Below are 12,002 nucleotides of genomic sequence, written 5' to 3'. Positions count from 1 at the left end.
CTCGATTTCGCATCACGGGACGTTTCGGCTATTCTTGAACAGTTGCTTTCGCAGCGGATCGGGATGTAGCGCAGCTTGGTAGCGCGCTTCGTTCGGGACGAAGAGGTCGCAGGTTCAAATCCTGTCATCCCGACCAAAACAAAGAGGGTCTTCCATTTGGAAGGCCCTCTTTTGTGTTTCCCTTTCGTATGGATTGGGCTCCGTTACAGGGTCCGGACCTTCACCGCCGCTGGGAAAAAGGAAAACCCCGGAGCATCGCTCGTCACGCTCCGGGGTTTTCTTCACTGCAGTTGATTTACATAGGATCCGGCCAGTTGCCGATGGACAACGTTGTATACGTCGGCGGCGTGGTTGTTGTGGACTTCGTCGGCGCAGCGATGCGCATAGGATCGGGCCAGTTGCCAATTGCACTGATGGTGCTGCTGGAGTCCACTGCCGGAGCAGCAGACACGACTGCGGGAGCCGCAACCGCTAATGTCAGTGCGCCCGCCACGGCCACTGAAGCGATGATTTTCTTGAACATGGTATTTCCCCAATGCGAGTCGGATTCGTTATGGAAATTGCGCGGTCCCTGTTGACATACATTGTAAAATGTTTTCCACAGAGACTGTCAAGGTTTAGGTCAAAAGACACCTGTAGGAGGCGACCCGTGGGAAACGGATTCGGCGAGAAGCTACGTGCCGAACGGCTCGAACGTGGGTTAACGCAGGCAGAGCTGGGCAAGAACCTGTACTCGCCCAGCTACATTTCGCTCCTTGAGACCGGCCGGCGTGAGCCCACAGCCGAGGTCATCGAAGAGCTGGCCCGCCGATTGGAACTGGCGCCGAAGGCCTTGGAAGCGTGGAGCCAACCCGTTTCCGTGAGCGACGCCGAATACGTCCTCGCTGGACTGTATGCCCGGCAAGCATGGGACCTTCGCGACTACCAACTCGCCGCCAGCCATGCTGCCACCGCTGCCCAGATCGCGCTCGAGGCAAAGAACAACAGCGCCTGGTGGAACATGACGTACATGCAGGCCGAATGCGTGATGAAGCAAGGCCACCTGAAGGAATGCCAACAAATCGTTGAGCACCTCCTGGAACACCCCATGGCCACCGAGTCTGCGGGCCTCGGAGTTCGCGCCTGGCAGATGCTTGCCGCAGTGTGTCACGGACAAGGTCAGCTGGCCACCGCCGTCGAACATGCAACGCAGGCAGTGAAGCTGTGCGAGCAACTGCCCAAGGGATCAACCCTCATCATCGGAGCGCACCGCGCGCTGATCGGCGCCCTGGCCGAGAGTGGCAAGCTGGACGAGGCATGGACGTACTGCCTGGCCATGATCGACCACATGGATGAGCACTCCATGTCGCAACTGGCCGGCGAGGTGGCTTGGGTGGTGGGCAACGTGGCCTTCATGCGCCACGACTACGTGGAGGGTATCAAGCACCACGAGCGTGCAGCCAAGCTGCTCTCCCCTGCCAATGACATCGAACTGTGGGCCCGCTTCAATAAGGCCTCCGCAGCGGTTCGCTTGTCCTCGGGCATCGTGGAACCGGAAACACTGTCCGCCATCGAACGTGCGGAGCTCGCGCTGTCCATTGTGGGCGGGAACAAGACCGATCAGCTGGAGGTCGCCTTCATTCGCGCCCGCTGGCTGTACCTGACCGGCGACATTCCTGCCGCCGTCGAGAAGCTCCGCGAAATCCATGCAGACCGAAAGGTCCTGGCCCGACACACCGCCGGCGAAGTCTCGCTGTTGCTGGGCAAGTCGCTGAAAGCAGCTGGGGAAGCCTCTGAGGCACTGCAGTTCCTCGAAGAGGCTCAGCACGACTTCAGCGCTGCGGGAGCCTCTGACAGGGTCCAGCAGGCCATGGACGCCGTCCTAGAGATCCGCCTGGCCGAGCGCCGTGCCGCGAAGGAACACTCGGAAGCCTGATTACCCAAGTAAGTCGCAGTTAAGCGCATTTTGAGGGGTCAAAACGCGCTTAACTGCGACTCAGTTGGGTGCCTTAGGCGAAGGTGCGGCCCGTGAGCTTCTCGTAAGCCTCCACGTAGCGGGCACGGGTGCGCTCCACCACTTCGGCGGGCAGTGCCGGCGGGGGCGTGTCTGAGGACTTGTCCCAGCCCGACTCGGCCGAGGTGAGCCAGTCGCGGACATACTGCTTGTCATATGAGGGCTGCGATTTGCCCGGCGCGTAGGTGGACGCATCCCAGAACCGCGAAGAGTCCGGCGTGAGGACCTCGTCGCCAAGGGTGATGACGCCGGTGGCAGCGTCGATGCCGAACTCCACCTTGGTGTCGGCCAGGATGATGCCGCGTTCGCGGGCGATCTCCTCGGCTCGGGTGTAGATCTTCAGTGTCAGCTCGCTGAGGCGGGCTGCGATGTCGTCGCCCACCATGGCCACGACGTCGTCGTACGTGATGTTGACGTCATGCTCGCCCACCTCGGCCTTGGCCGACGGCGTGAAGAGTGCGTTCTCCAGGCGCGAGCCGTCCACGAGGCCTTCCGGCAACGGGATCTCGCAGACCGTGCCGGATTCCTTGTACTCCACCAGGCCGGAGCCAGTGAGGTACCCGCGGGCGATGCACTCCACCGGGAACATGTCCAGCTTCTTGCAGATCATGGCGCGGCCCTCGACGGCGGCAGGAACGCCACCCTCAACCGTGGAGGCCAGCACGTGGTGCTCAACGTCCAGCTGGTCGAACCACCACAGGCTCAGCTGGGTCAGTACACGGCCCTTGTCCGGGATCTCGCTGCTGAGCACGTGGTCGTAGGCGCTGATGCGGTCGCTGGCAACCACCAGGACGCACTCCTGGCCGATCATTTCCGTGATGGCTTCATCGGCCGGGACGTAGAGGTCACGGACCTTGCCGGAGTAGACGTGCGTCCAACCCGGCAGGTCCAACGTTTCAGTTTCGAAGCCGCCCGTGGGGATGCCGTCAGTCATGCTCAGGCCTGCACTTTCGGAATGGTGCCGGTGGCGGTGTACGGCACGCGGATTTCGCCGCGTGCGGCCTTGCCTCCGATGTCCGTACGGAACTGTGAGCCTTCAAGCTGAACCAGCTCGACGCCGTCGTACGCTTTTTCGCGGGCCTCCACCAGATCCGAACCGAGGGCAACAACGGCCAGGACGCGGCCGCCTGCGGAGACAACCTTGCCTTCGTCATCCAGCTTGGTTCCGGCGTGGACCACGTGGACGCCGTCCAGCTCGTCAACCTTCTTCAGGCCGCGGATGCGGTCACCCGTGCGGGGCGCGTCCGGGTAGTTTTCGGCAGCAACGACGACGGCGACTGCCGTGTCCTTGGACCAGCGCAGCTCTTGTGCGGTGTCCAGTTCGCCCTTGGCAGCTGCCAGCAGCAGCGCGCCGAGGGGCGTCTTGAGGCGGGCGAGGACGGCCTGCGTTTCAGGATCGCCGAAGCGGACGTTGAACTCGATGACGCGGGTGCCGCGGGAAGTCAGGGCCAAGCCGCAGTAGAGCACGCCGACGAAAGGAGTGCCGCGGCGGGCCATCTCGTCCACGGTGGGCTGGGCCACGCGGTCGATGACTTCCTGGACCAGGCCATCGGGAGCCCACTCGAGCGGGGTGTACGCACCCATGCCGCCGGTGTTGGGACCTTCGTCGTTGTCGAAGATGCGCTTGAAATCCTGTGCCGGTGAAAGCGGGACAGTGGTGCGACCATCGCACAGGACGAACAGGGAGACCTCGGGGCCATCGAGGAATTCCTCGATGACCACGGTTCCACCGGCGTCGAAGCACGCCTGGGCGTGTGCCAGGGCTTCCGTGCGGTCCTTGGTGACGACGACGCCCTTGCCGGCGGCCAGGCCGTCGTCCTTGACTACGTGGGGAGCACCGAAGGTGTCCAGCGCGTCGGCAGCTTCCTCGGCGTTGGTGGCAACGCGGGCCATGGCCGTGGGGACGTTGGCTTCGGCCATGATCTGCTTGGCAAACGCCTTGGAAGCTTCCAGCTGGGCGGCTTCCTTGCTGGGACCGAACACCGGAATACCGGCTTCACGGACAGCGTCGGAAACACCGGCCGCCAGCGGCGCCTCGGGGCCGACGACAACCAGGTCCACGCCCAGCTTGGTGGCGAGGGCGGACACAGCTTCCGGATTGTTCCCGTCGATCGCGTGGGTGGGAACGAGTTTGCTGATGCCCGCGTTGCCCGGGGCCGCGTGGACCTCGGAGACGTTGGGGTCTTCAAGCAGAGAGCGGACAATGGCGTGTTCGCGGCCGCCTGGGCCAATGACGAGTACCTTCACAGTCTTCAAGGGTACTTTGTGAAGGGCGCGGGGCCTAAGCTGTGTCATTCCCCGGACCCGGCCACTCTGCTCCGGCTACTCTGCAGCGCGCGGATGCTCGGATGAGCCGGGAACCGCCTCACCGCGCCATAGACTTGCATCATGCCCATGAGTTCGCATGAAACGTTCAACGTTGAGTCTGCGGTGGAACTGGCAGTGATCGAACGAAGTGGCTTTATTGAGTCCCGGCACATCGGCGCGGCCGTGGTTCTTGCCGGTGACGGCTCGGTGGTCACCCGTCTTGGTGACATCGACGCCCCCATCCTGGCCCGTTCCACCCTCAAACCCTTCCAAGCGCTGGCTTCCATGCAATCCGGCGTGCCCCTGCGCGGAGCCCAGGTTGCTGTTGCCTGTGGCAGCCATACCGGTTCCTTGGACCACATGGATGTGGTGGAGGGGATGCTCAAAGCCGCCGGCGTCCGGGAAGAGAATCTTCAGTGCCCCACCGCCTGGCCGCAGGATGAAACAGCCCGCAACTGGCTGGTCCGGTCAGAGCGTGGACAAACCAAGCTGGCCTTCAACTGTTCCGGCAAGCACGCCGCCTTCTTGTGGGCCTGCACTGAAAACGGCTGGGACCTCCGCAGCTACCTTGAGCCGAACCACCCACTCCAGCAGCGCGTACGGTCCGTGATCGAGGAGTACAGCGGCGAACCGATTTCGCATCTGGGCATCGACGGGTGCGGAGCCCCTGTGGCAGCCATCTCGCTCACCGGCCTGGCCCGCGCTTACTCACGCCTGGCCAAGTCGCCCGGGGACTCCTCGTCCAACGCACGCGCTGCAACCATCGCCACCTCCATGCTGGACTACCCCTGGGCCGTCCAAGGCAAGGGCGAGTCCAACACGGTCGTCATGGAAGAACTCGAAGTCCTGGCCAAAATCGGCGCAGAGGGCATCCTGGTCCTGGCCACGTCCACCGGCGCAACGGTGGCCGTAAAAATGCTGGACGGCAACCTTCGCGCCACGTCCTTGGTGGGACTGACACTCCTGGCCGTGAGCGGCGCCGTGGACATCCCCGCAGTTTCCAGCGTCCTCGAAAGAGTAGTTGAGCCCGTCCTCGGAGGCGGTCGCCCCGTGGGTAAGATCCGGTTGGGCCATGCTGTCTCGGCCCTGCTCGATTAGTCCTTCAGAGGGAGAAACCCATGGCTGTTGCACGACGCCGCGTCAATATTGAGGAAGGCCGGGCCGCGCTGGGAGCTTGGCAGGCCGCCGTCGAACCTTCCGGCAGCGAAACCGTCGGTGAGCCGGGCAGCGAAACCGGGAACCCGCCGTCGCGCTCTCTCATTGCGACGGCGGTCCGCTACTCCCTTGAGGAAGTCACCGCACGCGCACCCGGCAACTCGGTGGAGGTCCGGGTGCCGCCGTTCGGCGTCACGCAATGCGTGGAGGGTCCCCGGCACACGCGAGGCACTCCCCCTAATGTGATCGAGTGCGACGCCGCCACCTGGCTATCGTTGGTGACCGGCCGGATTTCATGGGCAGACGCCGTTTCGACCCACCGGGTGGCTGCCTCCGGTTTACGTGCCGATCTTTCAGAATTACTACCCCTGTAAGAGAACAGCTGAGGCCCCTCAAGAATCATCTTGAGGGGCCTCATGCTTTCGCGGTGATCAGTGCAGTGATCAGTCAGGGCAGACCGGGGTTGTCGGTTGCCCCTTCTTGCTCATTTCGAATTGTGGGATGTCATCCGCGGCGGGACCTCCGCGGAACTTCGGCGAGGGGTTCTGGCCGCTGCTGAGGCGCTCCAATTCCTGCTGCGCATAGACCTCCTCCTTGCCGAGCATGATGGCCGTGTCCTCGTTGGTGATCTCACCATTGAAGGCGCGGACCATGACGCTGCGGTCGAACTGGCCTTCCCACTTGGCGACGACGAACGTTGCCACGCAGTTGCCCAGCAGGTTCACTACGACTCGCATGGAATCCATGAGGCGATCGGCTCCGAGGAGGAGGGCGACGCCGGCGACCGGGAAGATCCCGAGGGCTGCGGCTGTGGCCGACAGTGCAAGGAAGGACGAACCCGGCACGCCTGCCATGCCCTTGGAGGTCAGGAGCAGCACACCCAGGGCTGCCAATTGCTGGCCGAGATCCAGGTTGTGGCCGAAGGCCTGGGCAAGGAACAGCAGCGAGATCGAAAGGTAGATCGCGGCGCCGTCGAGGTTGAAGGAGTATCCGGTGGGAACAACCAGTCCGGTGGTGGCACGGGAACAACCGGCGTTGGTCAGCTTGGTCATGATGCGGGGCATCACTGCTTCAGTGGACGCCGTGCCGAGTGCCAGCAGGAACTCTTCCCGGGTGTACTTCAGGAACTGCCACAGCGGAACGCGGGCAAAGCCCCAGGCCACCAGGAACAGCAGGCCGATGAAGATAATGGCCGCGCCGTAGCAGGAGGCTATGAGGAGCGCGTAGGTGCCGAGCGTTCCCACGCCGTACTGGCCAATGATGAAAGCCATGGCACCGAATGCGCCGATGGGAGCCACCCTCATGATCCAGGACATGATCTTGAAGATCAGTTCCAGGACGGTTTCCATGAGGCTGATGACCGGCAAGCAGCGTTCGCGGCCGATGACCACAATGGCGGCACCGAAGAAGACTGAGAAGAACAGGACCTGGAGCAGGCTGTTGCTGGCGAACGCGCCGATCACACTGGAGGGGATGACGTCCAGGATGAAGGCCGCCGCGTCCTTGGGGACGGCGTGGCCGGTCTTGGCGTCGAGCGCCTCCTGTGAAAGCGATGCAGGGTCAATGTTCAGGCCGGCACCTGGCTGAACGATGTTGCCCACGATGAGCCCGAAGACAAGGGCGAAGAGGGTGGCGCCGGTGAAGTACAGGAGTGCCTTGACCCCGACCCTTCCGACCGCCTTGACGTCGCCCACTGCCGAGATGCCCGTGACGATCACGAGGAAAATCAGCGGGGCGATGATCATTTTGATGAGTTGAATGAATCCATCACCCAGCGGCCGGAGTGCGGACCCAATGTTCGGCCAAAAATGACCGATGAGCACACCTGCGACGACGGCGATCAGGATTTGAAAAAAGAGCGACTGGTACAGCCGCTTTTTCTTCTGCGGGGCCGAACTCGCCTTCAGCGCCGCGGGGTCTGGGATCTTCATTGATCTGAACCAATCAGTTTGGGAACAGCCCCACATTTTGGGGGGATGTTTTCAATGTAATCCTGCTCACATCATTCCGCAAGGGGGAAATGGATTTCCATATTGTGGAAGTCATATTTGGTTGAGAGCCTCTGGGCGCGTGCCTCCACAACCCCTTTTGACGCGGAAATGCCCGCGACGCACCCCATTTCAGGCGTGTCACGGGCATCCGGAAAGCAAAGTGAGTGGTGGCGGTACGCACCGCCCCAGACGGCGCGCATTTAGTCCGCTAGCCGCGGCCCACGAACGGCATGCCGGCGGCCGTCACCACCAGGGATCCCACACTGGCCGACGCCGGCATGTTGGCCATCATCAGCACAGCACGGGCGGCGTCGTCCACGGGGAACATCGGCTCCACCTTGCGGCTGCCGTCGGCCTGGAGCGCACCCGAGCCCACGCCGATGGTGTCCATGATCTCCGTGCGGGTATTGCCGATGTCGATCTGCCCGCACGTAATGCCGAACGCCCGGCCGTCGAGCTCGATGCTCTTGGTCAGGCCGGTCATAGCGTGTTTGGTGACCGTGTAGGCCACGGATCTGGGCCTGGGCGAATGGGCTGAGATGGAGCCGTTGTTGATGATGCGGCCACCTTGCGGCTCCTGGGCTTTCATGGCCCTCACGGCCTCGGCAGCGCACAACATCGAACCCGTGACATTGACGCGCAGGGTTGCCTCCCACTCGTCCACGCTGATTTCGCCCACGTCGCCGGCCGGACCAAAAATGCCCGCGTTGTTGAACAGCACATCAACCCGGCCCCAACGTTGGCGGACCTCCGCGAAAAGGCGCGCGACGTCGTCGGGCGCTGTCACGTCGCACGGAACCGCAAGCGCCTCCGGATGGTCGCCGGCCGTCTCCAGCAGTTGCGGCTCGCGGCGCCCGGCCAGTGCCACCCGGTAGCCATCGGCAAGCATCAGCCGGGCAACTGCCCGCCCAATGCCCGAACCAGCCCCGGTCACGACGGCGACCCTCGGGTCTGCGGGCAGGCTTGAGTCAGTCATGTGGTTGCCTTTCGGGTGGTGCGTTCAGCGCATGGGTCAGCGTGCGGCGTCGGCCGGCTGAGTTGCAGTGGGCTGGGCTGCAGTTATCGGCCAGCCTATGACAGTCTTCGGGCGCGGAGTGGCGTAGGTTCGGACTTTGGACGTGGACAGGCCGAGGCGGACCAGGGATTCGGCAATGGTGACAGCCGCGGCCACGCCGTCCACCACCGGAACACCCGTGCGCTGGCGGATCTGGTCGTCGAGTCCCGCCATGCCACCGCAACCGAGGACGATGACCTCGGCTTTGTCGCTGTTCACCGCTTCCTCGGCCTGGCCCACGATCGCCTCAACAGCGCGTTCCGGGTATTCCTCGAGCTCCAGGACGGCCATTCCGCTGGCCCGGACAGAGGCGCAGCGCGCGTCAAGGCCCGCAAGCTTGAGCCGGTCCTCAATAAGCGGCACCGCGCGGTCAAGCGTGGTGACCACCGAGTACTTGTGGCCCAGGAACATCGCGGTGCTTGCTGCAGCTTCGGTGATATCGACCACCGGGACGTCCAGGAGCTCCTGGAGGCCCTCGCGGCCATGCTCCCCATAACCGGCCTGGATGACGGCGTCGAACGGTTCGGGGTAGTTGACCACTGCGTCCATGACGGCGATCGCGGCGAGGTAGCTTTCGAAGTTGCCCTCGCAGGAGTCGGCGCCGAACCGCGGAGTAATGCCAATGATCTCAGTGCCGGGCGCTGCGGCCTCGCGGGCCTGGGCGGCGATGGAGTCCGTCATGGACTGGGTGGTGTTCACGTTTGCGACAAGGATGCGCATGGGGTTTCCTCTCAACGGCAATGCCCGTCCTCTGCCGGATCCGGTTGCTGGGATCTGCTTGGCGGGAGGACGGGCGAGGCCTTGATATTGGTGTGTCAGTGGGTGCTGGCGACGGCGATCGGCTCGCCGGAGACGTCCTCATGGAGCTGCTTCTTGTCAGCCACCGCAAAGAACGTGAGGGCGGCAACGCCGGCTCCGATAAACCAAGCGAACGGCGCTGCCGCCGCCAGGGCCGGAATGAACGCAATGGCGATGGCGATCGCTGCCGCCGGGATCATTGCGATGATCGCCTTGGGGTTCACGCCCCGTTTGTAGAAGTACGCCCCCTTGGGATCCTCGGTGTAAAGCTCGGGCACGTTGACCTTGCCCCGCCGGACCAGCCAGTAGTCAGCCATGATGACGCCGAACAACGGTCCAAGCAGCGCACCGAGGCCACCCAGGAAGTACACAATCACGATGGGGTTGTTGTAGAGGTTCCACGGCAGGATCACCAGGCCAATGGTGCCGCTGACCCAGGCTGCCTTGCGGAAGTTCAGGTGCCGCGGGAAGAGGTTGGTCAGCGCATAAACCGGAGCGACGAAGTTGGCCATCAGGTTCACGGCCACTGTCAGGATCAGCAGGGCAAGGCACGCCAGGACCAGCAGCAGGGTGTTCGGGATGCTCTGCACGATGTCCGAGGGACTTTCGATGACAGTGCCGTTGATCTTGTACTGTCCGCCGGCCATGACGACGACGATGGCGCCAAAGACCAGCATGTTGATGGGGATGCCCCAGAAGTTGCCCTTGACGATCGACTTCTTGGACGTGGAGGACCGTGTGAAGTCACAGAAGTTCAGTACGAAGGTTCCGTAGATGGACACCCACAGCGCACCTCCGGCGAAGATGGTGAGCCACATTTCCCCACCTTCAAGGCCCTTAATGCCGGACCACTGGATGGCGCCACCGGCTTCGATGAACACCCACACGGCGATCGCTGCCATTGTCACCAGGATGACCGGGCCTGCGAAAGCCTCGTACTTACGGATCATCTCCATGCCGAAGCTGACGATGACCAACTGCACGATCCAGAGAGCCACGAAGGAGAACCAGCCCAAGGTGGAAAGGCCAAGGATGGAGTTGCTGTCCAGATCCTTCAGGCCGGGGGCCATGGCAACCAGCATTACTCGAAGGACCACCGAGGCCAGGTACGTCTGGATGCCGAACCATGCCACGGCAACGGCGCCGCGGACGAGGCTGGCGATCTGCGCACCCCTGATACCAAAGCTGATGCGGCTCATGACCGGGAACGGGACGCCGGTTTTCTGGCCCATGAACCCCGAGAAGTTCAGGAGGGCAAAGAGCAGGATGGCACCGATTCCCAGCGCCACCAGAATCTGCCAGCCGCCCAAACCAAGGGAGAACAGGCCGATGGCAAAAGCGTAGTTACCCAGGCTGTGGACGTCGTTGGCCCAGAGGGTAAAGATGCTGTAGCTGGTCCACTTGCGGCCCTTGGCCTTGGTGGGAGCGAGGTCGATGTTGTAAAGACTGGGGCTGATGGTACGGCCTGATGCTTCGGAAGCAATAGCGCAAAGGTCCGTGTTGCCCACGGACGGGTGGTTGGGGCCACCTGCTGGTGCGTCTCCCGGAGTACCAGTGACGCCGACTGATGAAGTCGTCTGCATCGTGGATCTCCACTTCGTACTGATTCCACATTGCGGAATCAAGTTATTGAATAGTGAAAACACTCTATGACGCAGGTCACTCACCGTCAAGGTGTCGCGAAATGTACGCAGGGTCACATTCGGTTGCTTGACGGGCGGATTCCCAGTTGACTGTTTCGGTTACGCAATCCGTGTTGACGCTGCCCATCAGCGGACGTAATCTCGAATTGCAGAATTTTATTCTCACAATACGAAATTCCTTGAGCGCCCCCACAGAGCAAGCGCCCAGACATTCAATGAAGAGAGGTTGGACGTGGCTGCAGGAGAAGAGACCTCACACATCCTCAGCGGGTTGACTGCCCAGCTGCCTGATCGTGATCCGGAAGAGACCGCGGAGTGGATTGAGTCCCTTGATGCGTTGATCGCGGAGCAGGGTACCGAGCGTGCCCAGTACATTATGCGGTCGTTGTTGCAGCGGGCTGGTGCCCGGTCGGTGGGTGTGCCGATGGTGACGACCACTGATTATGTGAACACGATCCCGGTGGACCAGGAAGCACCGTTCCCGGGGAACGAGGAGTTCGAGCGCCGGTATCGTGCGTACATGCGGTGGAACGCCGCGGTGATGGTGCATCGTGCGCAGCGTTCCGATATTGGGGTGGGCGGGCATATTTCCACGTATGCCGGTGCCGCGACCCTGTACGAGGTGGGCTTCAACCACTTCTTCCGCGGTAAGGACCACCCTTCCGGCGGGGACCAGGTGTTCTTCCAGGGCCACGCCTCGCCGGGCATGTACGCCCGCGCGTTCATGGAAGGCCGCCTCACGGAAGAGGATTTGGACGGGTTCCGTCAGGAGAAGTCCAAAGAGGGCCATGCCCTGTCCTCGTACCCGCACCCTAGGTTGATGCCGGACTTCTGGGAATTCCCGACCGTGTCGATGGGTATCGGCCCGATGAACGCGATCTACCAGGCCCAGTCCAACCGGTACTTGCAGAACCGTGGCATCAAAGACACCTCCGACCAGCAGGTCTGGGCGTTCCTCGGTGACGGGGAAATGGACGAGCCCGAGTCCCGTGGCCTGCTCCAACTCGCCGCGAACGAGAACCTGGACAACCTGAACTTCGTGATCAACTGCAACCTCCAGC

General features: G+C 62.7%; 10 protein-coding genes, 1 tRNA gene and 1 pseudogene. 6 read left to right on the top strand and 6 right to left on the bottom strand.

What is annotated here, in order from left to right; all coding sequences use genetic code 11:
- Positions 1 to 59: 59 nt before the first annotated feature.
- The 3 genes from GVL04_RS17935 (at position 60) to GVL04_RS17925 (ending at position 1,915) form a co-directional block, all read left to right on the top strand.
- A tRNA-Pro gene (locus GVL04_RS17935) sits at positions 60 to 136 on the top strand.
- 184 nt (positions 137 to 320) lie between these two features.
- The gene (locus tag GVL04_RS24890; protein ID WP_159707024.1) at positions 321 to 578 is read left to right on the top strand and encodes a hypothetical protein; all 258 of its coding nucleotides are present in this window, start codon (positions 321 to 323) and stop codon (positions 576 to 578) included.
- A gap of 71 nt (positions 579 to 649) precedes the next feature.
- Positions 650 to 1,915: a helix-turn-helix transcriptional regulator gene (locus GVL04_RS17925; protein ID WP_159707022.1), complete on the top strand. Its 1,266-nt coding sequence runs from the start codon at positions 650 to 652 to the stop codon at positions 1,913 to 1,915.
- Between the two features lie 73 nt (positions 1,916 to 1,988).
- Here the strand turns inward: GVL04_RS17925 and GVL04_RS17920 are convergent, their stop codons facing one another.
- The gene (locus tag GVL04_RS17920; RefSeq protein ID WP_159707020.1) at positions 1,989 to 2,927 is read right to left on the bottom strand and encodes a phosphoribosylaminoimidazolesuccinocarboxamide synthase; all 939 of its coding nucleotides are present in this window, start codon (positions 2,925 to 2,927) and stop codon (positions 1,989 to 1,991) included.
- A gap of 2 nt (positions 2,928 to 2,929) precedes the next feature.
- Positions 2,930 to 4,288, bottom strand: a complete 1,359-nt coding sequence (purD, locus tag GVL04_RS17915; RefSeq protein WP_200846894.1) for a phosphoribosylamine--glycine ligase — start codon at positions 4,286 to 4,288, stop codon at positions 2,930 to 2,932.
- Positions 4,289 to 4,381: 93 nt separating this feature from the next.
- Here purD and GVL04_RS17910 point away from each other — a divergent pair, with 93 nt between their 5' ends.
- The gene (locus GVL04_RS17910; RefSeq protein WP_159707018.1) at positions 4,382 to 5,398 is read left to right on the top strand and encodes an asparaginase; all 1,017 of its coding nucleotides are present in this window, start codon (positions 4,382 to 4,384) and stop codon (positions 5,396 to 5,398) included.
- A gap of 20 nt (positions 5,399 to 5,418) precedes the next feature.
- The gene (locus tag GVL04_RS17905; protein WP_159707016.1) at positions 5,419 to 5,829 is read left to right on the top strand and encodes a sterol carrier family protein; all 411 of its coding nucleotides are present in this window, start codon (positions 5,419 to 5,421) and stop codon (positions 5,827 to 5,829) included.
- 69 nt (positions 5,830 to 5,898) lie between these two features.
- Here GVL04_RS17905 and GVL04_RS17900 read toward each other — a convergent pair whose 3' ends face one another.
- The 4 genes from GVL04_RS17900 to GVL04_RS17885 all read right to left on the bottom strand — a co-directional run bounded on the left by GVL04_RS17900 (position 5,899) and on the right by GVL04_RS17885 (position 10,881).
- Positions 5,899 to 7,386 (bottom strand): cation:dicarboxylate symporter family transporter, encoded by a 1,488-nt coding sequence (locus tag GVL04_RS17900; protein ID WP_159707014.1) that lies wholly within the window; start codon positions 7,384 to 7,386, stop codon positions 5,899 to 5,901.
- 268 nt (positions 7,387 to 7,654) lie between these two features.
- Positions 7,655 to 8,422: an SDR family oxidoreductase gene (locus GVL04_RS17895; protein ID WP_159707012.1), complete on the bottom strand. Its 768-nt coding sequence runs from the start codon at positions 8,420 to 8,422 to the stop codon at positions 7,655 to 7,657.
- Positions 8,423 to 8,458: 36 nt separating this feature from the next.
- Complete coding sequence (locus GVL04_RS17890; protein WP_159707010.1) at positions 8,459 to 9,220, bottom strand: aspartate/glutamate racemase family protein; 762 nt, start codon at positions 9,218 to 9,220, stop codon at positions 8,459 to 8,461.
- 95 nt (positions 9,221 to 9,315) lie between these two features.
- The gene (locus tag GVL04_RS17885; RefSeq protein ID WP_159707008.1) at positions 9,316 to 10,881 is read right to left on the bottom strand and encodes an NCS1 family nucleobase:cation symporter-1; all 1,566 of its coding nucleotides are present in this window, start codon (positions 10,879 to 10,881) and stop codon (positions 9,316 to 9,318) included.
- Positions 10,882 to 11,173: 292 nt separating this feature from the next.
- On the opposite strand from GVL04_RS17885, the pseudogene GVL04_RS17880 reads away from it, so the two are divergent.
- Positions 11,174 to 12,002, top strand: a pseudogene (locus GVL04_RS17880) (pyruvate dehydrogenase (acetyl-transferring), homodimeric type); the annotation flags it as partial.

It is taken from the genome of Arthrobacter sp. 18067 (genome assembly GCF_902706295.1).
GTDB lineage: Bacteria > Actinomycetota > Actinomycetes > Actinomycetales > Micrococcaceae > Arthrobacter.
Note: the sequence above shows the minus strand (reverse complement) of the source record. Positions and strands in the feature narration are given on the sequence as shown.

Bases quoted from the DNA above. Each gene is read 5' to 3' on its own strand.
- GVL04_RS24890 (WP_159707024.1), top strand. From the start codon at position 321: ATGGACAACGTTGTATACGTCGGCGGCGTGGTTGTTGTGGACTTCGTC.
- GVL04_RS17910 (WP_159707018.1), top strand. From the start codon at position 4,382: ATGCCCATGAGTTCGCATGAAACGTTCAACGTTGAGTCTGCGGTGGAA.
- GVL04_RS17900 (WP_159707014.1), bottom strand. From the start codon at position 7,386: ATGAAGATCCCAGACCCCGCGGCGCTGAAGGCGAGTTCGGCCCCGCAG.
- purD (WP_200846894.1), bottom strand. From the start codon at position 4,288: ATGACACAGCTTAGGCCCCGCGCCCTTCACAAAGTACCCTTGAAGACT.
- GVL04_RS17890 (WP_159707010.1), bottom strand. From the start codon at position 9,220: ATGCGCATCCTTGTCGCAAACGTGAACACCACCCAGTCCATGACGGAC.
- GVL04_RS17920 (WP_159707020.1), bottom strand. From the start codon at position 2,927: ATGACTGACGGCATCCCCACGGGCGGCTTCGAAACTGAAACGTTGGAC.
- GVL04_RS17905 (WP_159707016.1), top strand. From the start codon at position 5,419: ATGGCTGTTGCACGACGCCGCGTCAATATTGAGGAAGGCCGGGCCGCG.
- GVL04_RS17895 (WP_159707012.1), bottom strand. From the start codon at position 8,422: ATGACTGACTCAAGCCTGCCCGCAGACCCGAGGGTCGCCGTCGTGACC.
- GVL04_RS17885 (WP_159707008.1), bottom strand. From the start codon at position 10,881: ATGCAGACGACTTCATCAGTCGGCGTCACTGGTACTCCGGGAGACGCA.